Here is a 21,800-nt window from a genome sequence, read left to right as displayed (position 1 = left end):
GCCGCACACCAAGTTCAAGGCCGAGGTGTACGTGCTGACCAAGGAAGAGGGCGGCCGCCACACGCCGTTCTTCAACGGGTACCGCCCGCAGTTCTACTTCCGCACGACGGACGTGACGGGCAACGCCAACCTCCCCGAGGGGGTGGAGATGGTGATGCCGGGCGACAACGTGCAGATGACCGTGGAGCTGATCACGCCGATTGCCATGGAGAAGGAGCTGCGCTTCGCCATCCGCGAGGGCGGCCGCACCGTGGGCGCCGGCGTCGTTACCGAGATCCTGGACTGAACCGGTTGGCGGCTGCGGATGCGGGGAGGCTCATGCCGTCCCCGCCATCCGCGTTCCGCGCCGAAGCAGTTGCAACCGTCCAACCGAATTCAGGAAACATGGCAGGCAAGATCCGTATCCGGCTGAAGGGCTTCGATCACGCGGTGATCGACCAGACCACGGCCGACATCGTCCGCACGGCGGAGAAGACCGGCGCCCGCATCAGCGGCCCGATCCCCCTCCCCACGCGGATCCAGCGGTGGACCGTCCTGCGGTCGCCGCACGTGGACAAGAAGAGCCGCGAGCAGTTCGAGCTGAAGACGCACAAGCGTGTCATCGACATCCTCGATTCTCGCCCGCAGACCGTCGACGCCCTCACCAAGCTGGATCTGCCGGCTGGTGTGGACGTCGAGATCAAGGTGGACTGAGGAGGACGAGATGTCGGGAATCATCGGACGCAAGCTGGGCATGACCCAGATTTTCGACGAGTCCGGCGCCGTCGTGCCCGTGACCGTCATCGAGGCGGGGCCCTGCCCCGTCGTGCAGGTTCGCACCGACGACCGCGACGGCTACACGGCCGTGCAGCTGGGCTTCGGCGCGCAGAAGGACAGCCGCGCCACGCGGGCCGAGAAGGGCCACGCGACCAAGGCGGGCCTCGAGGCCGCGCCGTCGGTGCTCAAGGAGTTCCGCTTCGACGCGGCCCCGGCCGTCGGTGAGAACGTCACCGTCGAGGGCTTCGAGCGCGGCGGCCGCGTCAAGGTCACGGGCGTGACCAAGGGCCGCGGCTTCCAGGGCGTCGTCAAGCGCCACGGCTTCGGCGGCGGACGCGCCAGCCACGGCGCCACCCGCGTGCACCGTGCGCCGGGCTCCATCGGCGCGGGCACCAACCCGTCCCGCGTCATCAAGGGCAAGAAGATGCCGGGCCACATGGGGAACGCGCAGCAGACCGTGCGCAACCTGCTGGTGGCCAAGGTCGATGCCGAGCGCAACCTGCTGTACGTGCGCGGCGCCGTTCCGGGGCCGGTGAACGGCGTCGTGTTCGTCACCAGGCAGTAAGGGGAGCGCGAGAGATGCTTACCGCAAAGTACTTCAACGCCGCCGGCGAGCCCGGCGAGGCGTTCCAGCTCCCCGAGGAGCTTTTCGACGGCGTGGTGAACGACGCCGTGCTGCACCAGGTGGTCAAGGCCATCCTGGCCAACCGCCGCCAGGGCAACGCCAGCACCAAGACGCGCGCCAACGTCTCCGGCGGCGCCCGCAAGCCCTGGAAGCAGAAGGGCACCGGCCGCGCGCGCCAGGGCACCATCCGCGCTCCGCACTGGCGGGGCGGCGGCATCGTGTTCGGCCCGCACCCGCGCTCGTACCACCAGGACGTGCCGCGCAAGGTAAAGGCGCTGGCCCGCCGCTCGGCCTTCAACACCAAGGCGCAGGGCGAGCAGGTCACGGTGATCGAGCGCCTGGCGTTCGACGCCCCCAAGACCCGCGAGGCCGTGGGGCTGCTGGGCAAGATGGGCGTCGCCGGCGCCAAGCGGGTGCTGGTGCTGACGGACGGGAACAACGAGACGGTGTTCCGCTCGTTCCGCAACCTGCCCAACGTGGAGGTTCTGCCCTTTGCGCAGGCCTCGGCGTACGACGTGATGAAGGCGCGCCAGCTGGTCATCGAGGCGTCGGCCCTGCAGTCGGCGGTGCCCGCCGAGGAGGTGGTGAATGCGTAAGGTCAGCGAGATCCTGGTCAAGCCGCTGGTGACGGAGAAGTCCCACCAGCAGCTGGACCTGCACGGCGCGTACACCTTCGTGGTGGCCAACGACGCCAACAAGATCGAGATCGCCAGCGCGATCGAGAAGCAGTTCAACGTGAAGGTCCGGGACGTCCGCACCATGCGCTATGCCGGCAAGGAAAAGCGCATGGGCAAGTGGGTAGGCCGCAAGGCTTCCTGGAAGAAGGCCGTGGTCACCCTCGCCGAGGGCGACTCCATCGAGATCTTCGAGGGGGTGTAACACAATGCCGACCAAGCAGTTCAGGCCCATGACGGCCGGCACGCGCTTTCGCTCCATCAGCGACTTTGCCGAGGTGACGCACTCCGGGCGTCCCGAGAAGTCGCTGACCGAGGGCGCCAACGAAAAGTCCGGTGGCCGCAACCATCACGGCCACGTGACCAGCCGCCGCCGCGGCGGCGGGCACAAGCGCCTGTACCGGGTCATCGACTTCAAGCGCAACAAGCCCGGCATCGCCGGCAAGGTGGAGCGCGTGGAGTACGACCCCAACCGCACCGCCAACATCGCGCTGGTGGTGTACGAGGACGGCGAGCGCCGCTACATCCTGTCCCCCCGCGGGATCAAGGTGGGCGACCGCGTCGAGCAGGGCCCGGGTTCGGACATCCGCGTGGGCAACGCCATGCCGCTGGCCGAGATCCCGCTGGGCACCACGGTGCACAACGTGGAGCTGCGCCCGGGCAAGGGCGGCCAGATGGCCCGCAGCGCCGGCGCCGGCGTGCAGGTGGTCGCCAAGGAAGGCGAGCACGTGACGCTGCGCATGCCCAGCACCGAGGTGCGCCTGGTGCGCCGCGAGTGCATGGCCACCGTGGGCCAGGTGGGCAACGTGGACCACGAGAAGCAGAGCATCGGCAAGGCCGGCGCCAACCGCTGGCGGGGCAAGCGCCCCAAGGTGCGCGGCGTGGCCATGAACCCCGTCGACCACCCGATGGGCGGCGGCGAGGGCAAGACGTCGGGCGGACGCCCCCCGGTCTCCCCCTGGGGCAAGAGCGAGGGCGTCAAGACCCGCCGGTCGAAGAAGGCTTCGACCAAGCTCATCGTCCGCGGCCGCAAGCGCGGACGGGCGACGAAGTAAAGTGCGAAAGTGCGTGAGTGCGTGAGTGCGAAAGTGAAGACTTCCGCACTTCCGCACTCCCGCACTGACGCACTCGCTGTTCAACCCAGGCGCGTCCACCACTGCGGGAACGCCCCGCACGTGGACTCCGCCCCCGGCACAGGCGCCGGGGGAAACGGGACTAAGAGCGAAGAAGGAACCAAGGAATGCCGAGGAGTCTGAAGAAGGGGCCCTTCGTGGAAGAGAGCCTCCTCAAGAAGGTCCGCGGGATGAACGAGCGCAACGAGCGCCGGGTCGTGAAGACCTGGTCGCGCGCCTCGACCATCACGCCGGAGTTCATCGGACACACGCTGGCCGTGCACAACGGCAACAAGTTCATCCCGGTGTACCTCACCGAGAACATGGTCGGGCACAAGCTCGGCGAGTTCGCCCCCACGCGGACCTTCAAGGGCCACGGTGGCAAGCTCGTCGACAAGCGCGCCAAGGCGCGCTAAGCGCGAGAAAGGAAGCCGAAAAATGCAAGCTCGCGCAATGGCCCGCAGCGTCGGGATGAGCCCCCGCAAGATGCGGATGGTGGTGGACCTGATCCGTGGACGGGGTGTAAACGAGGCTTACTCCATCCTGAAGTTCTCGAAAAAGGCGGCCACCACGCCCATCGAGAAGACCCTGCGCTCGGCCGTGGCCAACGCCACCCAGAAGGCCGAGAAGGAAGGGTCGTTCGTGGACGTGGACGACCTTGTGGTCCGGGAGGCCTACGTGAACGAGGGCCGGACGCTCAAGCGGTTCAGCCCGCGCGCCATGGGGCGCGCCACGCCGATCCTGAAGCGCACCAGCCACGTCGTCATCGTCGTCGACCGCGCCGACCACAAGGAGTAGACACCGTGGGACAGAAGACGCATCCGAGAGGGTTCCGGCTGGGCATCGTCGCGACGTGGAAGAGCCGCTGGTACGCCGAGCGGAACTTCCCGCAGCTGCTGATGCAGGACGAGACCATCCGCAAGTACCTGCACCAGCGCCTGGGGCACGCCTCCATCTCCGAGGTGGAGATCGAGCGCAAGCCGGGGAAGACCATCGTCACCCTGCACACCGCCCGTCCCGGCGTGGTGATCGGCAAGGGCGGCAGCGAGGTCGACAAGCTTCGTGACGAGCTGAGCCGGCTCAGCCCCGGCAACGAGGTGGCGATCAACGTCGAGGAGGTGAAGCGCCCCGAGGTGGACGCCCAGCTCGTCGCCGACAGCATCGCCCACCAGCTGGTGCAGCGCGTTTCGTTTCGCCGCGCCATGAAGCGCGCCGTGCAGAACGCCATGCGCTCCGGCGCCGAGGGCATCAAGGTGCAGCTGGCCGGCCGCCTGAACGGCGCCGAGATCGCCCGCACCGAAGGATACAAGGAGGGGCGGATCCCGCTCCAGACGCTGCGCGCCGACATCGACTACGCGCAGTCCACCGCCCGCACCACCTACGGCACCATCGGGGTGAAGGTGTGGGTGTTCAAGGGCGAAGTGGTCGAGAACCGGCGCGGCCGGACCTACTCGACCGACGCGTAAGGAGACGGAGAAATGCTCGCTCCCAAGAGAGTCAAGTACCGCAAGCAGATGAAGGGCCGCATGCGTGGCAAGGCCACGCGCGGCAACTACGTGGCGTTCGGCGACTACGGCCTGCAGGCCCTGGAGCCCGGCTGGATCACCAACCGGACCATCGAGGCCGCCCGTATCGCCATGACGCGCCACATCAAGCGCGGCGGAAAGGTGTGGATCCGGATCTTCCCGGCCAAGTCCATCACCAAGAAGCCCCTCGAAGTGCGCATGGGCAAGGGCAAGGGCAACCCCGAGGCGTGGGTGGCCGTGGTCAAGCCCGGGCGCATCATGTTCGAGCTCGAGGGCGTGGCCCCCGAGGTGGCGAAGCGCGCCATGCAGCTGGCCGCCGCCAAGCTTCCCGTGAAGACCAAGTTCATCGTCCGCGAGCGCCACGAAGCGCCGGCCGCCGCCGCCGCACAGGGAGGTGAGGCGTGAAGGGGAACGAAGTCCGCGAGCTGACGGACCAGGAGATCACCGATCGCATCGAGCAGCTCCAGGAGGAGCGCTTCCGGCTGCGCTTTCGATCGGGCACGCAGCAGCTGGAGAATCCCATCCTGCTGCGCACCATCCGCCGCGACATCGCGCGCCTGAAGACGGCGCAGCGCGAGCGTGAACTGAACGGGGGGACCCGCTGATGGCCGCCGAGAACAACCAGGCCGTGGACGCGCAGGAAGAGCGCGGCCGGCGCAAGACGCGCACCGGCACCGTGGTGTCCGACAAGATGGACAAGACGGTGGTGGTGAAGGTGGAGCGCCGCTACGCCCACCCGCTGTACGGCAAGCAGGTGACGCGTACCAAGAAGTACCACGCGCACGACGAGAACAACGACTTCCACGTCGGCGACGTGGTCCGCATCACCGAGACCCGCCCGCTGAGCAAGCTCAAGCGCTGGCGCGTGTCCGAGCTGATCGAGCGGGCCCGCTGACATCGGCGGCCGGCGCGCCGGGGGCGGACCATCCGCTCCCGGGCGCGCGCGGCATTGGATAAAACGAGGGAGCACACGCAATGCTGCAGCAGGAATCCATCGTACGCATCGCGGACAACTCCGGCGCCAAGAAGGCGCTGGTGATCCGCGTGCTGGGCGGGTCCAAGCGGCGCTACGCCTCGGTCGGCGACCGGATCATCGTGGCCGTAAAGGACGCGCTGCCGGACGGGACCGTAAAGAAGGGCGACGTCGCCAAGGCCGTGGTGGTTCGCACCACCCGCAACGTCCGGCGCAAGGACGGCTCGTACATCCGCTTCGACGAGAACGCGGCCGTCATCATCAACGACGCGGGCGACCCCCGCGCCACGCGCATCTTCGGGCCGGTTGCCCGCGAGCTGCGCGAGAAGCGCTACATGAAGATCGTGTCGCTGGCCCCGGAGGTGATCTGATGGCCGGCCTCAAGATCCGCCGCGGCGACCGGGTGATGGTCATCCGCGGCAACCACCGGGGCCAGGAGGGCACCGTCCTCCGGGTGGAGCCCGACAAGAACCGCGTGGTCATCGAGGGCATCAACCGGCGCAAGCGCCACATGAAGCCTTCGCAGACCAACCCCGAGGGCGGCATCGTGGAGTTCGAGGCCCCGGTGCACGCCAGCAACGTGATGCTGATCGACCCCAAGACGGGCGAGCCCACGCGGGTTCGCAGCCAGGTGGGCTCCGACGGCAAGCGCGAGCGGGTGGGGGTGAAGTCGGGCCAGGTGATTCCGAAGGCGTAAGGGTCGAGTACCCGGGCTCAAGTGCCCAGTAACTGATCCGGGCACTTGAACCTAGGCACTGGGCACTAGGCACTTTTTTCTTCTTCACATCGCGACCGCCCCGAGGGTCCGCAGGGACGCCGAGGGATACGGAACGGAGACAAACGAGATGGCTGAGAGCAACGGCGCGGGCAAGCCCCGGCTGCAGGCGTTCTACGAATCGTCGGTCCGCGGCAAGCTGCAGCAGGACTTCGGCTTCAGCAGCCCCATGCAGATCCCCCGCCTGGAAAAGGTGGTGATCAACGTGGGGCTGGGCGAGGCCAGCAAGAACCCCAAGCTGCTCGACGGCGTGGTGTCGGAGCTGGGGCAGATCACCGGCCAGAAGGCCGTGGTCACCCGGGCCAAGAAGGCCATCAGCAACTTCGGCCTTCGCGAGAACCAGCCGGTGGGCGCGTCGGTCACGCTGCGGCGCGACCGGATGTGGGAGTTCCTGGACCGGCTGATCAACGTGGCCCTGCCGCGCGTGCGCGACTTTCGCGGCGTGAACACCCGCTCGTTCGACGGGCGCGGCAACTACACGCTGGGCGTCAAGGAGCAGCTGATCTTTCCGGAGATCGACTACGACAAGGTGGAGCAGGTTCACGGCTTCGACATCACCATCGTGACCAGCACCTCCAAGGACGACCAGGCGCTGGCGCTGCTGCGCGAGCTGGGCATGCCGTTCCGCGGCGAGTCCCCGGTGCAGGCGATGGCCGGCCCCCAGGCCGAAGCGGCGTAACGGACGGATGACGAGAGTGCCCAGGTTCAAGTGCCAAGTGCCCAGTACGGGCGACGCCGGGCACTGGTCACTGGGCACCGGGCACTGGGCACTTACGCTCCAGCGCAGCAGAACCGCAACAGAAGATTGACGTCATGGCACGCAAGGCCCTGATCGAGAAGGCCAACAGCAAGCCCAAGTTCGGCGTGCGCGGCTACAACCGCTGCAACCGGTGCGGCCGCCCGCGCGCGTTCCTGCGCAAGTTCGGCCTGTGCCGCATCTGCTTCCGCGAGCAGGCGCTGCGCGGCGAGATCCCGGGCGTTCGCAAGGCGAGCTGGTAGCACGGCAGGGAACAGGGAACAGGGAATAGGGAATAGCCTGCAAGGGCTTCCCGGATTCCTCGTTCCTTCTCCCCGCCGGCAGGGTGCCAGTGCAAAAAAGTCCGGGGCGGGGTTAGATTACCCGGCCCGGGGCGAGAAGCGCACTGGTTTTTGACAATCCACCTTCCTCCAAGTCCGGCAGACTGGCCGGATACTGAAGGAGACACGAGCATGATGACGGACCCCATCGCCGACATGCTCACCCGCATCCGCAACGCGCAGGGCGCGCGCCAGCGGCGGGTGGACATGCCGGTTTCCAAGCTGAAGACGGAGATCGCGCGTCTTCTCAAGGAAAACCACTACATCCACGACTTCAAGCTGCTGGACGACGGCCGCTTCGGCGTGCTGCGCCTGTACCTGAAGTACTACCAGGAAAAGCCGGTCATCCGCGAGCTGCGCCGCATCAGCAAGCCGGGGCTGCGCAAGTACGTGGGGGTCGAGGAGATCCCGCGCGTGCGCAACGGCCTGGGCATGGCCATGCTGAGCACCTCCAAGGGCGTGATGACCGACCGTGAGGCCCGCGCGGCCAAGATCGGCGGCGAAGTCATCGCCTTCGTCTGGTAAGGGAGACGATCTAATGTCGAGAATCGGAAGACGGCCGATCGCGGTCCCCGCCGGCGTGGACGTGCAGCTGGACGGCAACACGGTGCGCGTGAAGGGCCCCCGGGGCGAGCTGGTCCGCACGCTGCACCCCGACGTGGTGGTGCGGCGCGAAGAGGGCGAGCTCATCATCGAGCGTCCCAGCGACGAGCCGCGGCACCGCTCGCTGCACGGGCTGAGCCGCACGCTGGTGGCCAACATGGTCGAGGGCGTGACCACGGGCTTCACCAAGATCCTGGAGATCGTGGGCGTGGGCTACCGGGCCGAGACCAAGCCGTTCGGCCTTACGCTGCAGCTGGGATACAGCCACCCCATCGAGTACAAGGCGCCCGAAGGCATCGGCCTGCGGGCGGTTTCGCCCACCGTGGTCGAGGTGAGCGGGACCAACAAGGAGGTGGTTGGACAGGTGGCGGCCGAGATCCGGTCGCTGCGGCCGCCCGAGCCGTACAAGGGCAAGGGCGTCAAGTACCAGGGCGAGGTGATCCGCCGCAAGGCGGGCAAGGCGGGCGGCAAGTAAGCCGCCCCCTCCCTACACGGCTGATCATCGCATAGTCACCCAGAGGAAACGATGGCTACTTCGAGACGGGTCAAGACCCGCGAGCAGCGCCGCGAGCGCCGGCACCGCCGGGTGCGGGCCAAGGTGCACGGCACGGCCGAGCGGCCGCGCCTGGTCATTCACCGCTCCATCAACCACGTCGAGGGCCAGGTGGTCGACGACGTGGCGGGGCGCACGCTGACCGGGCTGAGCACGCTGGACGCCGGGCTGCGCGAAAAGCGCGGCGAGATGAACAAGACGGAAGCCAGCCATGCCGCGGGCAAGGCGCTGGCCGAGAAGGCGCGCGAGATGGGCGTCACCAAGGTGGTGTTCGACCGCGGCGGCTACGTGTACCACGGCCGGGTCAAGGCCTTCGCCGAGGGCGCCCGCGAGGGCGGCCTGGACTTCTAAGGAGACCGACGAATGGCTGAGAACAGAGGCGGTGGGTCCGGCGGCGGCGGTGGCCGTGGCGGGCGCGGCGGCGGCTTCGGGGGCGGTCGCCCCGGCGGCCCCGGGCGCGGCGGCTTCGGCGGCGGGCGCGACGGCGGCGGCCGCGGCGGCGACGACCGCGGCGGTCGCGGCGGACGCGGCGGCGGGCGCGACGGCGGCGGGCGCGGCGGCCAGGGCGGCGGCGCGCGCGAAAGCGAGCTGAAGGAGAACGTGGTCCACATCAACCGCGTGGCCAAGGTGGTGAAGGGCGGCCGGCGGTTCAGCTTTACGGCGCTGGTGGCCGTGGGCGACCAGGCGGGGAAGGTGGGCATCGGCACCGGCAAGGCCAACGAGGTCTCCGAGGCGGTGCGCAAGGCGCTCGAGTCGGCCCGCCGCGCCATGGTGAAGGTGCCGGTGCGCCACGGAACGGTGCCCCACGACATCATCGGCGAGCACGGCGCGGGGCGCGTCCTGCTGCGTCCGGCCGCGCCGGGTACCGGCGTGATCGCGGGCGGCCCGGTGCGCGCGGTGCTCGAGTGCGTGGGCATCCACGACATCCTGACCAAGTCGCTGGGCAGCAACAACCCGTTCAACATGGTGCACGCCACCATGGACGCGCTGACGAACCTGGTGACCCGCGAGCAGCTGGCGATGGAGCGCGGGGTGCCCGTGGAGGCGCTGGGAGGTGCTCGTGGCTAAGCTCCGGATCACGCAGACCAAGAGCATCAGCGGCGCGCCCGAGAAGCACCGCCGCACGCTGCAGGCGCTGGGGCTGAAGCACCAGCGGTCGGTGGAGCAGGAAGACAACGCGGCCATCCGCGGGATGCTCTTCCAGGTGCGCCACATGGTGAAGGTGGAAGAGACAGAAGGGCAGGAGACCAATGGCTGACCTGAGCAACCTGCGCCGCCCCGAGGGGTCGCACCGCGACACCAAGCGCCTGGGCCGCGGCCCCGGCAGCGGCACCGGCAAGACGGCGGGCAAGGGCCACAAGGGCTCCAAGGCCCGCGCGGGCCACCACGGCCCCGGCGGCGGCAAGCCCGGCTACGAGGGCGGCCAGATGCCGCTGCACCGCCAGCTGCCCAAGCGGGGGTTCACCCCGCTGCAGCGGACGGAGTACCAGGTGGTGAACCTGTACCAGCTCGAGGCGCTGGAGGGTGACGGGCCGGTGACGCCCGAGAGCCTGAAGGCGGGCGGGCTGATCGGCCACGCCGGCCGCCCGGTGAAGGTGCTGGGGACGGGCGAGCTGACCCGCAGGCTGGACGTTTCGGCTCACAAGTTCAGCCAGGCGGCGCGTGACAAGATCGCGGCGCAGGGCGGCACCGTGCAGGAGATCGGCTGACCATGGCCAATCCCGTAGCGACCCTGTGGCGCATCCCGGAGCTCCGGGCGAAGATCCTCTTCACGCTGCTGTGCTTGGTCGTGTACCGCATCGGCGCGCACATCACCGCGCCCTGGATCGACGTGGCGGCGCTGCGCGAGTATGCGGGCACGCTGCAGGGCACCGCCTTCGGGATCTACGACATGTTCGTGGGCGGCGGGCTGTCCAGGGCGACGGTGTTCGCCCTGGGCATCATGCCCTACATCTCCGCGAGCATCATGTTCCAGCTGGCGGCGGCGGTGGTGCCGTCGGTGGAGAAGATGCAGAAGGAGGGCGAGGACGGACGCAAGAAGCTGACGCAATGGACGCGGTACGCCACCGTGATCCTGTCGGTGTTCCAGGCGTACGGCTTCGCGATGTTCATCGAGACGCAGGTGCCGGGGGCGGTGCAGAACCCGGGGCTGGCGTTCCGGCTGATGATGATCCTGACGCTCACCACGGGCGCCATCTTCATCATGTGGCTGGGTGAGCAGATCACCGAGCGCGGCATCGGCAACGGGATGAGCCTGCTCATCTTCTTCGGCATCATCGAGGGGCTGCCGGCTGCGCTGTACGAGACCGGCCGCCTGGTGGGGCTGGGGCAGGTGAACCCGGTGGCGCTGGTGGTGCTGGCCGCGGCGCTGGCCATGATCATCGCGGGGACCGTGGCCGTGACCATGGCCGCCCGCAAGATCCCGGTGCAGATCCCGCAGAAGGTGATGGGGCGGGGGCGCATCCGGCAGGGGCAGAAGTCGTTCATCCCGCTGCGCATCAACATGGCGGGCGTGATGCCCATCATCTTCGCGCAGTCGATCATGATCGTCCCGGCCACGGTGGGGCAGTTCACCGACTCGGGGATGCTGAACGCGGTGGCCGACACCTTCGCGGTGAACAGCTGGCCCTACTACGTGGCGTTCACGGTGCTCATCGTGTTCTTTACGTACTTCTACACGGCGATCATCTACAACCCCGTGGACATCGCCGAGAACCTGAAGAAGCAGGGCGCGTTCGTACCGGGGATCAAGCCGGGCGCGCGCACGGCCGAGTACATCGACCGGGTGATGACGCGCATCTCGCTGCCGGGCGCGCTGTTCCTGGCGGGGATCGCGCTGATCCCCTCGGCCATGCTGCAGGCCGCGGGCGTGGGCGGGCTGAGCCAGGTGCTGGGCGGCACGGGCCTGCTGATCTGCGTGGGCGTGGCGCTCGACACGGTTCAGCAGATGCAGCAGCACCTGCTGCTGCGCCGCTACGACGGGTTCATGAAGAAGGGCCGCGTGAAGTTCCGCGGACGGCAGGAAAGATACATCTAGTACCGAGTACCTAGTTGTCGAGTACCTGGTGCCTGAATTCGTCCAGGCACCAGGTACTCGGCACCAGGTACTTCTTTTTCTTGCGCCGGCAACGATTGTTCTGGTTTTTCTTTCACTGACGCAGACCGGATCTCCTCAATGGATCTCGTTCTCCTTGGCGCCCCGGGTGCCGGCAAGGGCACCCAGGGCGCTCTGCTTGCCACCCGGCTGGGCGTTCCCAAGATCGCCACGGGCGACATGCTGCGCGACGCGGTGCGGCAGGGGACGGAGCTGGGGCTGAAGGCCAAGGCGGTGATGGACGCGGGGCAGCTGGTCTCCGACGACATCGTGCTGGGGCTGGTGCGCGAGCGGCTGGATTCCGACGCCGCCGCCGGCGCCATCTTCGACGGCTACCCGCGCAACGTGGCGCAGGCGCGGTCGCTGGAGGGGCTGCTGGCCGAGGTGGGGCGCCGCATCGACGCGGTGGTCTACATCGACGTGAACGACGACGACATCGTGCGGCGGATGAGCGGGCGGCGCACCGACCCCGAGACGGGGGTGGTGTACCACCAGGAGCACAACCCGCCGCCGGCCGAGATCGCGCCCCGCTGCATCCAGCGCCCGGACGACGTGGAGGAGACGGTGCGCCACCGGCTCGAGGTGTACCGCGAGAACACCGCGCCGCTGGTGGACCACTACCGCCAGGCGGGGGTCCCGGTGCACACGGTGGACGGCGGCGGCGCCATCGACGCGGTGCAGTCGGAGATCCTGGGGCTGCTGGGGCGGTGATCCACCTGAAGTCAGCCGCGGAGATCGACACGATCGCCCGCGCCGGCGCCATCCTGGCCGAGCTGTACCGGCGGATCCCGGCCGAGGTGCGCGCGGGGGTGACCACGGCGCAGCTGGACCGCTGGGCCGAGGACTTCATCCGCGCCCACCCCGGGGCCGAGCCGGCCTTCAAGGGGCTGTACGGCTTTCCGGCCACGCTGTGCATCAGCGTGAACCACGAGGTGGTGCACGGGATCCCCTCCACTCGCCGCGCGCTGCAGGACGGCGACGTGGTGAGCGTGGACTGCGGGGTCAAGCTGGAGGGCTTTTACGCCGACGCGGCGGTGACGCTGCCGGTGGGCGCCATCGCCCCCGAGGTGCAGGGGCTGCTGAACCGCACGCGGGAGGCGCTGTCGCGCGGCATCGAGCAGGCGCACCCCGGCCGCCGGCTGGGCGACGTGGGCGCGGCCATCCAGGCGGTGGCCGACCAGGCGGGGTACGGCGTGGTGCGCGAGCTGGTGGGCCACGGCGTGGGCCGCCAGCCGCACGAGGAGCCCCAGGTGCCCAACTTCGGCACGGCGGGGAAGGGGCTCAAGCTGCTGGAGGGGATGGTGCTGGCCATCGAGCCCATGTTCAACCTGGGCTCGGCCGGCGTGCGCACCCTGCCGGACCGGTGGACGGTGGTGACGGCCGACCGCAAGGTCTCCGCGCACTTCGAGCACACGGTGGCGGTGACCGCGGACGGCCCGCGGATCCTCACGGTATAAGAAAGTACCGAGTACCTAGTGCGGGAGTGCCGAGTGATCGTCGCCGGCACTAGGCACTAGGTACTAGGCACCAGGCACTAGGCACCAGGTGCCGCGGAGAACCACTTCCGCATCCAGGCACGCAGTTCGACTCCGCCCCGGTCAGGGGTTGCGGGATCGTGGAAGTACGGTTAGTTTCTCAGGCTCTGTTCATTCAGGATACAGCGAGGCGAACATGAAGGTCCGCGCGAGCGTAAAGCCGATCTGCGAGCACTGCAAGGTGGTGCGGCGGCGGGGCGTGATCCGTATCATCTGCAAGAAGAACCCGCGCCACAAGCAGCGCCAGGGCTAAACCGCCAGACTCGGCAACAGGAGAACAGCAGGATGGCTCGTATCGCCGGTGTCGATCTTCCGCGTGAGAAGCGCGTGGAGATCGGCCTTACCTACATCTTCGGGATCGGCCGCGCCACGTCGCGCAAGATCCTGGGCGAAGCGGGGATCAACCCCGACACGCGCGTGAACGCCCTCAACGACGAGGACGTGAACAAGCTGCGCCGCATCATCGACGCGAGCATTCGCGTGGAAGGCGTGCTGCGCTCCGAGATCGCGCGCAACATCAAGCGCCTGATGGACATCGGATCGTACCGCGGCCTGCGGCACCGCCGCGGCCTGCCGGTTCGCGGCCAGCGCACGCACACCAACGCGCGCACCAAGAAGGGCCCGCGCCGGGCGATCGCCGGCAAGAAGAAGCCGGGCAAGAAGTAACAGAAGTACCTAGTGCCAAGTACCAAGTGCCGAGGTCTCAAGCCTGGGCACTTGGTACTAGGCACATGGTACTTCCGTGTGATCGGCCGCGGCGCACGCCGGGGCCGATGACCACTCCGCCGGAAGTTCCGGCGGGGAGCCGTACCGGACGCGCGGCAGGCCGCGCACCCACACAAGAGATATCCGCATGGCAAAGCCGAAGCAGGCGGGGCGCCCCAAGACCAAGCGCCACGTCGAGAGCGAGGGCATCGCCCACGTAAAGGCGACGTTCAACAACACGCTGGTGAGCATTACCGACATGGCCGGCAACTCGGTCGTGTGGGGAAGCGCCGGCAAGGCGGGCTTCAAGGGGAGCAAGAAGAGCACGCCCTTCGCGGCCACCGTGGCGGCCGAGCAGGCCGCCCGCGAGGCGCTGCAGATGGGCGTGAAGCGCGTGCACGTGTACGTGCAGGGCCCCGGCAGCGGCCGCGAGAGCGCCATCCAGGCGCTGGCCGCCAGCGGGCTGGGCATCCGCAGCATTCGCGACGTGACGCCCATTCCGCACAACGGCTGCCGCCCGCCCAAGAAGCGCCGCGTGTAACAACGAGGGAACAGGGAACAGGGAATAGCGGGCCTGAACGGCCCCGGCCGTTGCTGGCTATTCCCTATTCCCTGACAACTATTCCCTGCAGTTCCTGGCGTAAACCCTCGCGACCGTCGGGGGGACGAAGCCGAGACACACTCACAACCGACACGGTTAGACCAACCATGGCCCGTTATACCGGACCCGTATGCAAGCTCTGCCGCCGCGAGGGGCAGAAGCTGTTTCTGAAGGGCACCAAGTGCTTTACCGAGAAGTGCCCGGTGGAGCGCCGCCCCTACGCCCCCGGCCAGCACGGCCAGTCGGGCGGCGGGCGCCGCAAGAAGGCGAGCGAGTACGCGCACCAGCTGCGTGAGAAGCAGAAGGTGAAGCGCATTTACGGCGTGGCCGAGCGCCCGTTCCGCAACCTGTTCGAGAAGGCCGCGCACCAGACGGGCATCACGGGCGAGAACCTGCTGGTCGCCCTGGAGAGCCGTCTGGACAACGTGGTGTACCGCATGGGCTTCGGCAGCAGCCGCAAGGAGGCGCGCCAGCTCATTCGCCACCGCCACGTGCACGTGAACGGCCGCCTGGTGGACGTCCCCAGCGCCCAGGTGGGGCCGGGCGACGAGGTGCGCATCGCGCCCAAGAGCAAGGACATCCTGCCGGTGCAGGCCTCGCTGGCCGCCAAGACCAAGCCCAGCACGGTGGGCTGGCTGGCGGTGGACGAGGGCTCGCGCACCGGGCGGATGGTGAGCCGGCCCACCCGCGCGGACATCCCGCTGGCGGTGCAGGAGCAGCTCATCGTCGAGCTCTACAGCAAGTAAGCGTGAGGAGTGGACCCGACGCGGCGGGGCGCTGAACGGCGCCCCCGCCGCCCGGGTCTTTCCCGCATCCTGTCCACATCGGGGAGGGGACCATAGTGGAACTCGATATTACCGGCCTTCAGATGCCGAACCTGCCGGAGCAGCCGCGCACGGGCCAGATCGTGCTGCGGCCGCTGGAGCGGGGCTTTGGCCATACGCTGGGCAACACCATTCGCCGCATCCTGCTGAGCAGCCTTCGCGGCTCGGCGGTGTGGGCGTTCCGCTCGGACGGCGTGCTGCACGAGCACCAGACCGTGGGCGGCGTGGTGGAGGACGTGCACGAGATCATCCGCAACCTGAAGTCGCTGGTGCTGCGGATGGACGAGGACGCCGACGAGGCGGTGCTGGAGCTGCGGGCCAACAAGGCCGGCCCCGTCACCGCGCGCAGCATCACGGGCCACCCGTCGGTGGACGTGGTGAACCTGGACCACCACATCCTCGAGCTGCAGGACGACCGCGACCTGCGCATCGAGCTGTACGTGAACAAGGGGCGGGGCTACGTCCCCGCCGAGGCGCACCCCATTCCCCGCGGCATGCCCGCGGACCTGGTGCGGGTGGACGCCATCTACAACCCCGTGACGCGCGCCAACTTCGTGGTCGAGGAGACCCGCGTGGGCCAGCGCACGGACTTCGACCGGCTGGTGCTGGAAGTGGAGACCAACGGCGCCATCGACGTGCCGTCGGCGGTGCAGTACTCCGCGCGGCTGGCCATCGAGCACCTGGCCTTTCTGGCCGGGGGCACGCCGGAGTGGCGCGGCGACCGCAGCTGGGGCGACACGGGCGGCAACGGCGCCTCGGTGCCGGCGGGGCGCTCGCCCATTCCGCCGCGCCTGCAGGAGCTGCTGAACCGGCCCATCGAGGACCTGGCGGAGCTTTCCGTGCGCAGCCGCAACTCGCTGCAGAAGGAAAACATCCACACGGTCCGCGACCTGGTGCAGCGCACCGAGCAGCAGATGCTTGCCATCGACAACTTCGGCAAGAAGTCTCTGCAGGAGATCAGCGACTTCCTGGCGGGGCACGGCCTGCGCTTCGGCAGCTCGCTTGAGTCGGACGAGGGCGGCACCCTGTGGTGGGTGGTTCGCGACGAAGACAACAACGAGCAGAACGGGGGCGCCGACGCGCCCGCCGGGGAGCTGTAAGCCATGAGACACGGAAACAAGGGCCGCGCGCTCGGCCGCACGTCGGAGCACAAGCTGGCCCTGCTCCGGAACATGGCGGTCAGCCTGTTCCGCCACGGCCGCATCGAGACCACCACCGCCAAGGCCAAGGAGCTTCGTCCGTTCGCGGAAAAGCTGATCACCCTGGCCAAGCGCGGCGACCTGCACAGCCGCCGGCTTGCCGCGCGCCACGTGCAGGACCGCGAGACGCTGATCCGCCTGTTCGACCAGCTCGGTCCGGCGTCGGCGACGCGCGTGGGCGGCTACACCCGCATCCTCAAGACGGGCTTTCGCCAGGGCGACGGCGCCGAGACGGCGCTGATCGAGCTGGTGGACCGTCCGGCCGAGGCGGCGGCGCCCGCGAAGTAAGCGGCGTCCGCTCACGCGGATCGACTTACGAGAGACCCCGCGGCTTCCTTCTGGAGGCCGCGGGGTTCTTCGTTTCGTCCGGCTCCGGCAAACGGCAATGGGTACAGAGGAACAGAGTCAGACAGAGGAGCCAAGCTGATGTTTCAACTCTCTCCGTCTGACTCTGTTCCTCTGTACGATCATTCTTTTTCAGGATCCGGCTTTCCGGCGTCCTCCGCGCCTTCGCGTGGATCCACCTTCGCCGTCAGCGGCTCGTGGGCTTGGCGCGGACGGAGAAGGAGGGGCTCAGGTTGAAGTCGATGCCGCCGTCGTAGTCGGTGACGAAGGAGACGTCCACGTCCAGGACGTCGCGGGAGTCGAACTCGCTCTCGGCGCGAAAGCTGGCGGTGCCGGCGATGCCGCTGCCGCGCACGTCGTGCAGGTCGATCACGCCGTCCACCGAGTCGAACCACTCGCCGGTGTCCAGCAGGCGCACGTACGCCACGATGTCCTCGTCTTCGAGCACCGCGTCGCCGATGGGAAAGCGGCCCTCGTAGAACTCGTCCCAGGCGTGGTACAGGGTAATCTCGATCCCCTGCTCGTAGTCGGTGAGCACGATGAGGTCGTGCAGGTTCTGCGAGGTGCTTCCGGACAGGGCCTCGCCCTCTACCCAGCCGTCCAGGGTGCCCGAGATCTGGCCCTCGAACTGTCCTGTGCGGAGGTCATCGGGGTCCGTCAGCCCGTCGCGGCCGCAGGCGGCCAGCGACAGGGCCGACACCAGGGCAAGGACGGAAATCTTTAGCATTCGCACGGTACTTCTCCGGGTTGCGGCAGTGGAATCGGCAGGGGGATGCGCCTCTCTCGCCGGGTCCGGCGACGGGAGGCCCGGGAGTCAGGGGCGCAAGCGGGATACCGGCGCGCGGGCCGGCGCCGCGGAGGGATTCGACGGGGACGCCTTTCGGGCATCGGCCGCATTCCGCATCTTGTCGCGTTCCGTGTTTTGCACCATCGTGGAGCGGCGGCTCCGAATGGAGCGCCGCGCATCCCCCGGCACCCGATCCATGCCTCTCATCACCCAGGGCCAGATCGTTGCGTTCGGCGGCGGCGGGTTCGCCATGGAGCCCGACAACCCGCTGCTGGACGACTACGTCCTTTCGCTCACCGGCAAGACGCGCCCGCGCGTGTGCCTGATCCCCACCGCCAGCGGCGACTCGGCGGGGTGGATCGACCGCTTTTACGAGGTCTTTCACGAGGACCGCTGCGAGGCGACCCACCTGTCGCTGTTCAGCCGCACGGTGGACGACCTGTACGAGTTCCTCTCGGAGCAGGACGTGATCTACGCGGGGGGCGGCAACACGGTGAACCTGCTGGCGGTCTGGCGCGCGCAGGGGCTGGCCGACGTGCTGCCGCGCGTGCTGGCGCAGGGCACCATCGCCTGCGGGCTGAGCGCCGGCGGCCTGTGCTGGTTCGAGCGCGGCATCACCGACTCGTACGGCCCGGGGCTCAACCCGCTGAACAACGGGCTGGGCTTTCTGCCGGGGAGCTTCTGCCCGCACTACGACAGCGATCCGCGCCGCCCGCTCGAGTTCCCGGAGTTCGTCCGCGCCACCGGCATGGCGGGGTTCGCCGCCGAGGACGGGGTGGGGCTGCACTACGTAGATGGAACGCTGCGGCGGATCATCTCGTCGCGGCCGGCGGCGGCGGCGTGGCGCATGACCCCGGAGGGCGACGGCGTGCGGACGGAGCGCGTGCAGCCGGAGTACCTGGGCGAGACGTCGTAGGGGAGCGGGATTCGAGATTCCGGCTCCGGGAGTCGGGATTTACCCAGGTCCTCTCAGCCTCAGAAGGTGTTGCTGAACCTCAAATCCATGACGAAGCGGTGACTTCCTGAGGGAGCGCATCACGTCCAACCAGAAGTCACACTACGGATTGCGCGCGACCGAAGGACCTCGTCTCGGTGGCGCAGGGGCCAGATCAGGGCACGGGACCCGCTCCGCCGTTCTGCTGGCGAGGTCCTTCGGTCGGCGCGAAGGTGCAGTGTGCAAGCGAGTTGCAGAGCGGCGCCTCCCTCAGGAAGTCAAGCACGCTGGGAGGTTTGGCAACACCCTCTCGGGAGAGCCGGGCAATCGTGATCGGGTTCCGGCCCGGTCCGCCTCCAGGAGCGAATGAATTCGCCGCTGGAAGAACGCAAAGTCCGCCTTCGCGGACTCGGCGGCCCCGTCTCTATGCGGCGTCCCGAGCAACTGCGCGTCCGCAGCAGGCGATCATCGAATCAGATCCGCAGCGGGTATGGTTCGCCGCTGGAAAGTCGCAACGTCCGCCTGCGCGGACCGCGGGGCTGAATCCACGAGGCTCCGATACGGATCGCGCTGCGTCCGCTGGCGTCCCCCACCCCGGCCCTCTCCCGCGAACGGCGTGGGGGAGGGTGACGCGCTCTACGGGGTCCGCGGCGCGACCTGCACCTGAGAGGGTGTTGCCAAACCCCCCAGCTCGCAAAGAAGCGATGACTTCCTGAGGGAGCGCACCACGTAACCCGATTCCACACAACCGCCTGCGCGCGACCGAAGGACCTACTCTCCGGCGAGGCCGGGACTGGCTTCATGCCGCGAGACCAGCCCCCCGGTTGTGCCAACGAGGTCCTTCGGTCGGCGCCATGGCTTTTTCGTACCCGCAGATCGAGGAGCGGCGCCTTCCTCAGGAAGTCAATCACGGGGTCAGGTTTGGCAACACCCCCTGACGTGCGTCCGAACGGGATTGCACGGTAGCGTAGGAGACGGGGCGGGGGCGCGCTATCATGCTCCTGCCGCATCCTCCAATCATCCTCCCGACGGATATCCGCCGATGAAGATTTTCCACCGCATCCTGATCGTCCCGCTTGCGCTTGCGCTGGCTGCTTCGCCGGCGGCGGGGCAGGGGGAGCACGTGCACGGGTCCGGCGCGGCGGCGGACCGGCAGGGGGAGGTGGACTTTCCGACGTCGGCATCGCCCGCGGCGCACGCGGCCTTTCTGCGCGGTCTGGCGCTGATGCACAACTTCGAGTATCCGCCCGCCCTGGACGCGTTCAGGGAGGCGCAGCGGCTGGAGCCCGGGTTCGCAATGGCGTACTGGGGCGAGGCGATGGCCCACAACCATCCGATCTGGATGGAGCAGGACAGCGCCGCCGCCCGCGCCGCCCTCGCCCGGCTGGGCGCGGATGCGCAGGCACGCGCGGCGCGGGCGCCCACGGAGCGCGAGCGGGACTGGCTGGGGGCGCTGGAGGTGCTGTACGGGGCGGGGAGCAAGGAGTCGCGCGACTCGGCGTACGCGGGCGCCATGCAGCGGCTGCACGAAAAGCATCCGGCCGATCCCGAGGCGGCGGCGTTCCATGCGCTGGCGCTGCTGGGCACGGCGCACGGCGGGCGGCACGTGCCCACCTACATGCGCGCCGCGGCGCTGGTGGAGGAGGTGTTCCGCCAGCACCCGCGCCACCCCGGCGCGGCGCACTACCTGATCCACGCCTACGACGATCCCACGCACGCGCCGCTGGGGCTGCGCGCGGCGCGGGCGTACTCGGAGATCGCGCCGGGCGCCGCGCACGCGCAGCACATGACATCGCACATCTTCATTGCCCGGGGGATGTGGGACGACGTGGTGAGCGCCAACGAGACGGCGCAGCGGGTGGTGAACGAGGGACGGGCGGCGGCGGGGCAAGGCCCCACCTCGTGCGGCCACTATGCGCTGTGGCTGGAGTACGGCTACCTGCAGCAGGGGCGCAGCGGGGATGCGATGCGGCTGCTGGACGGGTGCCGCGCCGAAGTGGCCGCGGCGGGTGCGGCAAGCCGGGATGCCCGCTTCTTCGTGGGGATGCGGACGCGCTACCTGCTTGACACGGAAGACTGGGCGGGCCCGGCCAACGGGCTTTCGGTGGAGCTGGGCCGCGACCGGGTGGCGCGGCTGGGCTACACCTGGGCGTCGGCGTTCGCGGCGCTGTCGCGCGGCGACGTGGCGGCGGCGCGTCCGCTGGTGGAGCAGGTGGCCGAGCTGCGGCGGCAGATCGTGGCGGACCCGGCGGCGGCGCGGGTGGGCGTGTCGTATCCCTCCGTCTCGCAGGTGCTGGAGCAGCAGCTGCGGGCGATGCTGATGCTGGCGGAGGGGCGGCGCGACGAGGCGGTGGCGCTGCTGGCGTCCTCGGCGGAGCTGGAGGAGCGCATCCCCTTCGAATTCGGGCCGCCGTTCATCGACAAGCCGTCGCGCGAGCTGCTGGGAGAGGTGCTGCTGCGGATGAACCGCCCCGCGGAGGCCCGCGCCGCGTTCGAGGCGGCGCTGCGTCAGGCGCCGCTGCGCGTGCAGTCGCTGCGGGGGCTGGCGGCGGCGCACGAGGCGGAAGGCAACGCGGCGCGGGCGGCGGAGATCCGCGGCCTCATCGCCTCCATCCAGCGGCGTGCGGACGCCGCGCCGGCGGCGGCGGGGCGGTAGGCGCCGCCGATCCGCGTGCGGACGGCCGGCGTCGTCTGGATCTTCGTGGGGAATGGGCCCTGGGGCTCTGCCAGGGGCCGCAAGGGCGAATGAATTCGCTGCAACAACCACACGACGTCCGCCTTCGCGGACAGGCGGCGTTGCGGTGCGGGCAAGTGCCTGCCACGTAGAGGCCTGGAGAGTGAGTGGCCGAAGCGGTCGCTTGCAGATCGCGATCGCATTCTCCCCTCTCCGTGAGGAACGAGCGGGGAGGGGCCGGGGGAGGGGCACCCCGCGGGCGCGGTTCGATGCCCTTCGCGATCACCGGATCAGATCCGCAATGGGCATCATTTCGCTCCCGGGCGGAGTGCGCGGAGCGGTAAGCGTTCCCTGGATCGCGCCGGGCTCAATCACGAGAAGCCTGCCGCAACCCACGACAGAGCGGCCGCGCATCCCGGGGGATGCGC

General features: G+C 69.0%; 33 protein-coding genes and 1 pseudogene. 33 read left to right on the top strand and 1 reads right to left on the bottom strand.

Annotated elements, in window-relative coordinates; translation table 11 throughout:
• The 31 genes and pseudogenes from tuf to rplQ form a co-directional block, all read left to right on the top strand.
• Positions 1-286 (top strand): annotated as a pseudogene (gene tuf, locus VGC13_RS33285) (elongation factor Tu); the annotation flags it as partial.
• 98 nt (positions 287-384) lie between these two features.
• Entirely contained in the window at positions 385-693 is a 309-nt protein-coding gene (gene rpsJ / locus VGC13_RS33280; protein WP_331022403.1) for a 30S ribosomal protein S10, read from the top strand.
• Positions 694-703: 10 nt separating this feature from the next.
• The gene (gene rplC, locus VGC13_RS33275; protein ID WP_331129677.1) at positions 704-1,321 is read left to right on the top strand and encodes a 50S ribosomal protein L3; all 618 of its coding nucleotides are present in this window, start codon (positions 704-706) and stop codon (positions 1,319-1,321) included.
• Between the two features lie 14 nt (positions 1,322-1,335).
• Positions 1,336-1,977, top strand: coding sequence for a 50S ribosomal protein L4 (gene rplD, locus VGC13_RS33270; protein ID WP_331129676.1), 642 nt, complete (start codon positions 1,336-1,338; stop codon positions 1,975-1,977).
• On the top strand, positions 1,970-2,260 hold the full coding sequence (gene rplW / locus VGC13_RS33265; protein WP_331129675.1) for a 50S ribosomal protein L23: 291 nt from the start codon (positions 1,970-1,972) through the stop codon (positions 2,258-2,260). The genes rplD and rplW overlap by 8 nt, the downstream gene beginning before the upstream one ends.
• Positions 2,261-2,264: 4 nt before the next feature.
• Positions 2,265-3,110, top strand: a complete 846-nt coding sequence (gene rplB / locus VGC13_RS33260; RefSeq protein ID WP_331129674.1) for a 50S ribosomal protein L2 — start codon at positions 2,265-2,267, stop codon at positions 3,108-3,110.
• Positions 3,111-3,295: 185 nt separating this feature from the next.
• Positions 3,296-3,583, top strand: a complete 288-nt coding sequence (gene rpsS / locus VGC13_RS33255) for a 30S ribosomal protein S19 (RefSeq protein ID WP_331129673.1) — start codon at positions 3,296-3,298, stop codon at positions 3,581-3,583.
• 22 nt (positions 3,584-3,605) lie between these two features.
• Entirely contained in the window at positions 3,606-3,965 is a 360-nt protein-coding gene (gene rplV / locus VGC13_RS33250) for a 50S ribosomal protein L22 (RefSeq protein ID WP_331129672.1), read from the top strand.
• 5 nt (positions 3,966-3,970) lie between these two features.
• The gene (gene rpsC / locus VGC13_RS33245; protein WP_331129671.1) at positions 3,971-4,633 is read left to right on the top strand and encodes a 30S ribosomal protein S3; all 663 of its coding nucleotides are present in this window, start codon (positions 3,971-3,973) and stop codon (positions 4,631-4,633) included.
• A gap of 12 nt (positions 4,634-4,645) precedes the next feature.
• A complete protein-coding gene (rplP, locus tag VGC13_RS33240; RefSeq protein ID WP_331129670.1) occupies positions 4,646-5,098 on the top strand; it encodes a 50S ribosomal protein L16 in 453 nt (150 codons plus the stop codon).
• On the top strand, positions 5,095-5,298 hold the full coding sequence (gene rpmC / locus VGC13_RS33235) for a 50S ribosomal protein L29 (RefSeq protein WP_331129669.1): 204 nt from the start codon (positions 5,095-5,097) through the stop codon (positions 5,296-5,298). Before rplP ends, rpmC begins: the two co-directional genes overlap by 4 nt.
• The gene (gene rpsQ, locus VGC13_RS33230) at positions 5,298-5,588 is read left to right on the top strand and encodes a 30S ribosomal protein S17 (RefSeq protein ID WP_331129668.1); all 291 of its coding nucleotides are present in this window, start codon (positions 5,298-5,300) and stop codon (positions 5,586-5,588) included. Before rpmC ends, rpsQ begins: the two co-directional genes overlap by 1 nt.
• Before the next feature lie 80 nt (positions 5,589-5,668).
• Entirely contained in the window at positions 5,669-6,037 is a 369-nt protein-coding gene (gene rplN / locus VGC13_RS33225) for a 50S ribosomal protein L14 (RefSeq protein WP_331129667.1), read from the top strand.
• Entirely contained in the window at positions 6,037-6,363 is a 327-nt protein-coding gene (rplX, locus tag VGC13_RS33220; protein WP_331129666.1) for a 50S ribosomal protein L24, read from the top strand. Before rplN ends, rplX begins: the two co-directional genes overlap by 1 nt.
• Before the next feature lie 148 nt (positions 6,364-6,511).
• On the top strand, positions 6,512-7,120 hold the full coding sequence (gene rplE / locus VGC13_RS33215; protein ID WP_331129665.1) for a 50S ribosomal protein L5: 609 nt from the start codon (positions 6,512-6,514) through the stop codon (positions 7,118-7,120).
• A gap of 134 nt (positions 7,121-7,254) precedes the next feature.
• Complete coding sequence (locus tag VGC13_RS33210; protein ID WP_331129664.1) at positions 7,255-7,440, top strand: type Z 30S ribosomal protein S14; 186 nt, start codon at positions 7,255-7,257, stop codon at positions 7,438-7,440.
• 210 nt (positions 7,441-7,650) lie between these two features.
• Entirely contained in the window at positions 7,651-8,043 is a 393-nt protein-coding gene (rpsH, locus tag VGC13_RS33205; RefSeq protein ID WP_331129663.1) for a 30S ribosomal protein S8, read from the top strand.
• 13 nt (positions 8,044-8,056) lie between these two features.
• Positions 8,057-8,596: a 50S ribosomal protein L6 gene (gene rplF, locus VGC13_RS33200; protein WP_331129662.1), complete on the top strand. Its 540-nt coding sequence runs from the start codon at positions 8,057-8,059 to the stop codon at positions 8,594-8,596.
• A gap of 51 nt (positions 8,597-8,647) precedes the next feature.
• The gene (rplR, locus tag VGC13_RS33195) at positions 8,648-9,025 is read left to right on the top strand and encodes a 50S ribosomal protein L18 (RefSeq protein ID WP_331129661.1); all 378 of its coding nucleotides are present in this window, start codon (positions 8,648-8,650) and stop codon (positions 9,023-9,025) included.
• Positions 9,026-9,037: 12 nt separating this feature from the next.
• On the top strand, positions 9,038-9,742 hold the full coding sequence (rpsE, locus tag VGC13_RS33190; protein WP_349264277.1) for a 30S ribosomal protein S5: 705 nt from the start codon (positions 9,038-9,040) through the stop codon (positions 9,740-9,742).
• On the top strand, positions 9,735-9,932 hold the full coding sequence (gene rpmD / locus VGC13_RS33185) for a 50S ribosomal protein L30 (RefSeq protein ID WP_331129660.1): 198 nt from the start codon (positions 9,735-9,737) through the stop codon (positions 9,930-9,932). Before rpsE ends, rpmD begins: the two co-directional genes overlap by 8 nt.
• Positions 9,925-10,383 carry a 50S ribosomal protein L15 gene (gene rplO / locus VGC13_RS33180; RefSeq protein ID WP_331129659.1) on the top strand — a complete coding sequence of 153 codons (459 nt, stop codon included), beginning with the start codon at positions 9,925-9,927 and terminating at the stop codon, positions 10,381-10,383. Before rpmD ends, rplO begins: the two co-directional genes overlap by 8 nt.
• A 2-nt stretch (positions 10,384-10,385) precedes the next feature.
• Positions 10,386-11,711 carry a preprotein translocase subunit SecY gene (gene secY / locus VGC13_RS33175; protein ID WP_331129658.1) on the top strand — a complete coding sequence of 442 codons (1,326 nt, stop codon included), beginning with the start codon at positions 10,386-10,388 and terminating at the stop codon, positions 11,709-11,711.
• A 138-nt stretch (positions 11,712-11,849) separates the two neighbouring features.
• Entirely contained in the window at positions 11,850-12,479 is a 630-nt protein-coding gene (locus VGC13_RS33170; RefSeq protein WP_331129657.1) for an adenylate kinase, read from the top strand.
• Positions 12,476-13,225 carry a type I methionyl aminopeptidase gene (gene map / locus VGC13_RS33165; RefSeq protein WP_331129656.1) on the top strand — a complete coding sequence of 250 codons (750 nt, stop codon included), beginning with the start codon at positions 12,476-12,478 and terminating at the stop codon, positions 13,223-13,225. The genes VGC13_RS33170 and map overlap by 4 nt, the downstream gene beginning before the upstream one ends.
• A 214-nt stretch (positions 13,226-13,439) precedes the next feature.
• On the top strand, positions 13,440-13,556 hold the full coding sequence (gene rpmJ / locus VGC13_RS33160) for a 50S ribosomal protein L36 (protein WP_325311953.1): 117 nt from the start codon (positions 13,440-13,442) through the stop codon (positions 13,554-13,556).
• 32 nt (positions 13,557-13,588) lie between these two features.
• Positions 13,589-13,969 carry a 30S ribosomal protein S13 gene (rpsM, locus tag VGC13_RS33155; protein ID WP_331129655.1) on the top strand — a complete coding sequence of 127 codons (381 nt, stop codon included), beginning with the start codon at positions 13,589-13,591 and terminating at the stop codon, positions 13,967-13,969.
• Positions 13,970-14,156: 187 nt separating this feature from the next.
• Positions 14,157-14,549, top strand: coding sequence for a 30S ribosomal protein S11 (gene rpsK, locus VGC13_RS33150; protein WP_331129654.1), 393 nt, complete (start codon positions 14,157-14,159; stop codon positions 14,547-14,549).
• 167 nt (positions 14,550-14,716) lie between these two features.
• Entirely contained in the window at positions 14,717-15,355 is a 639-nt protein-coding gene (gene rpsD / locus VGC13_RS33145) for a 30S ribosomal protein S4 (RefSeq protein ID WP_331129653.1), read from the top strand.
• A gap of 122 nt (positions 15,356-15,477) precedes the next feature.
• Complete coding sequence (locus VGC13_RS33140) at positions 15,478-16,533, top strand: DNA-directed RNA polymerase subunit alpha (protein WP_331129652.1); 1,056 nt, start codon at positions 15,478-15,480, stop codon at positions 16,531-16,533.
• 3 nt (positions 16,534-16,536) lie between these two features.
• Positions 16,537-16,920, top strand: a complete 384-nt coding sequence (gene rplQ, locus VGC13_RS33135) for a 50S ribosomal protein L17 (protein WP_331129651.1) — start codon at positions 16,537-16,539, stop codon at positions 16,918-16,920.
• Between the two features lie 244 nt (positions 16,921-17,164).
• On the opposite strand, the gene VGC13_RS33130 is transcribed toward rplQ, so the two are convergent.
• On the bottom strand, positions 17,165-17,704 hold the full coding sequence (locus VGC13_RS33130) for a hypothetical protein (RefSeq protein ID WP_331129650.1): 540 nt from the start codon (positions 17,702-17,704) through the stop codon (positions 17,165-17,167).
• Between the two features lie 256 nt (positions 17,705-17,960).
• Here VGC13_RS33130 and VGC13_RS33125 point away from each other — a divergent pair, with 256 nt between their 5' ends.
• Both VGC13_RS33125 and VGC13_RS33120 read left to right on the top strand, forming a co-directional pair.
• Entirely contained in the window at positions 17,961-18,680 is a 720-nt protein-coding gene (locus VGC13_RS33125) for a peptidase E (RefSeq protein WP_331129649.1), read from the top strand.
• A 1,060-nt stretch (positions 18,681-19,740) separates the two neighbouring features.
• Positions 19,741-21,354 (top strand): hypothetical protein, encoded by a 1,614-nt coding sequence (locus VGC13_RS33120; RefSeq protein WP_331129648.1) that lies wholly within the window; start codon positions 19,741-19,743, stop codon positions 21,352-21,354.
• The last annotated feature ends 446 nt before the right edge of the window (positions 21,355-21,800 follow it).

Source organism: Longimicrobium sp. (genome assembly GCF_036399255.1).
Lineage (GTDB): Bacteria > Gemmatimonadota > Gemmatimonadetes > Longimicrobiales > Longimicrobiaceae > Longimicrobium.
Note: the sequence above shows the minus strand (reverse complement) of the source record. Positions and strands in the feature narration are given on the sequence as shown.

Excerpts from the sequence above, each read along its gene's own strand:
- rpsD (WP_331129653.1), top strand. The coding sequence starts at position 14,717 with ATGGCCCGTTATACCGGACCCGTATGCAAGCTCTGCCGCCGCGAGGGG.
- rplX (WP_331129666.1), top strand. The coding sequence starts at position 6,037 with ATGGCCGGCCTCAAGATCCGCCGCGGCGACCGGGTGATGGTCATCCGC.
- rplV (WP_331129672.1), top strand. The coding sequence starts at position 3,606 with ATGCAAGCTCGCGCAATGGCCCGCAGCGTCGGGATGAGCCCCCGCAAG.
- VGC13_RS33140 (WP_331129652.1), top strand. The coding sequence starts at position 15,478 with ATGCCGAACCTGCCGGAGCAGCCGCGCACGGGCCAGATCGTGCTGCGG.
- rplB (WP_331129674.1), top strand. The coding sequence starts at position 2,265 with ATGCCGACCAAGCAGTTCAGGCCCATGACGGCCGGCACGCGCTTTCGC.
- secY (WP_331129658.1), top strand. The coding sequence starts at position 10,386 with ATGGCCAATCCCGTAGCGACCCTGTGGCGCATCCCGGAGCTCCGGGCG.
- VGC13_RS33120 (WP_331129648.1), top strand. The coding sequence starts at position 19,741 with ATGAAGATTTTCCACCGCATCCTGATCGTCCCGCTTGCGCTTGCGCTG.
- rplO (WP_331129659.1), top strand. The coding sequence starts at position 9,925 with ATGGCTGACCTGAGCAACCTGCGCCGCCCCGAGGGGTCGCACCGCGAC.
- VGC13_RS33130 (WP_331129650.1), bottom strand. The coding sequence starts at position 17,704 with ATGCTAAAGATTTCCGTCCTTGCCCTGGTGTCGGCCCTGTCGCTGGCC.
- rplC (WP_331129677.1), top strand. The coding sequence starts at position 704 with ATGTCGGGAATCATCGGACGCAAGCTGGGCATGACCCAGATTTTCGAC.
- rplN (WP_331129667.1), top strand. The coding sequence starts at position 5,669 with ATGCTGCAGCAGGAATCCATCGTACGCATCGCGGACAACTCCGGCGCC.
- VGC13_RS33125 (WP_331129649.1), top strand. The coding sequence starts at position 17,961 with ATGCCTCTCATCACCCAGGGCCAGATCGTTGCGTTCGGCGGCGGCGGG.
- rpsJ (WP_331022403.1), top strand. The coding sequence starts at position 385 with ATGGCAGGCAAGATCCGTATCCGGCTGAAGGGCTTCGATCACGCGGTG.
- rpsS (WP_331129673.1), top strand. The coding sequence starts at position 3,296 with ATGCCGAGGAGTCTGAAGAAGGGGCCCTTCGTGGAAGAGAGCCTCCTC.
- rplD (WP_331129676.1), top strand. The coding sequence starts at position 1,336 with ATGCTTACCGCAAAGTACTTCAACGCCGCCGGCGAGCCCGGCGAGGCG.
- rpmJ (WP_325311953.1), top strand. The coding sequence starts at position 13,440 with ATGAAGGTCCGCGCGAGCGTAAAGCCGATCTGCGAGCACTGCAAGGTG.
- rplE (WP_331129665.1), top strand. The coding sequence starts at position 6,512 with ATGGCTGAGAGCAACGGCGCGGGCAAGCCCCGGCTGCAGGCGTTCTAC.
- rplW (WP_331129675.1), top strand. The coding sequence starts at position 1,970 with ATGCGTAAGGTCAGCGAGATCCTGGTCAAGCCGCTGGTGACGGAGAAG.
- rplP (WP_331129670.1), top strand. The coding sequence starts at position 4,646 with ATGCTCGCTCCCAAGAGAGTCAAGTACCGCAAGCAGATGAAGGGCCGC.
- rpsK (WP_331129654.1), top strand. The coding sequence starts at position 14,157 with ATGGCAAAGCCGAAGCAGGCGGGGCGCCCCAAGACCAAGCGCCACGTC.
- rplF (WP_331129662.1), top strand. The coding sequence starts at position 8,057 with ATGTCGAGAATCGGAAGACGGCCGATCGCGGTCCCCGCCGGCGTGGAC.
- rpsE (WP_349264277.1), top strand. The coding sequence starts at position 9,038 with ATGGCTGAGAACAGAGGCGGTGGGTCCGGCGGCGGCGGTGGCCGTGGC.
- VGC13_RS33210 (WP_331129664.1), top strand. The coding sequence starts at position 7,255 with ATGGCACGCAAGGCCCTGATCGAGAAGGCCAACAGCAAGCCCAAGTTC.
- rpsQ (WP_331129668.1), top strand. The coding sequence starts at position 5,298 with ATGGCCGCCGAGAACAACCAGGCCGTGGACGCGCAGGAAGAGCGCGGC.
- rplR (WP_331129661.1), top strand. The coding sequence starts at position 8,648 with ATGGCTACTTCGAGACGGGTCAAGACCCGCGAGCAGCGCCGCGAGCGC.
- VGC13_RS33170 (WP_331129657.1), top strand. The coding sequence starts at position 11,850 with ATGGATCTCGTTCTCCTTGGCGCCCCGGGTGCCGGCAAGGGCACCCAG.
- rpsM (WP_331129655.1), top strand. The coding sequence starts at position 13,589 with ATGGCTCGTATCGCCGGTGTCGATCTTCCGCGTGAGAAGCGCGTGGAG.
- rplQ (WP_331129651.1), top strand. The coding sequence starts at position 16,537 with ATGAGACACGGAAACAAGGGCCGCGCGCTCGGCCGCACGTCGGAGCAC.
- rpsH (WP_331129663.1), top strand. The coding sequence starts at position 7,651 with ATGATGACGGACCCCATCGCCGACATGCTCACCCGCATCCGCAACGCG.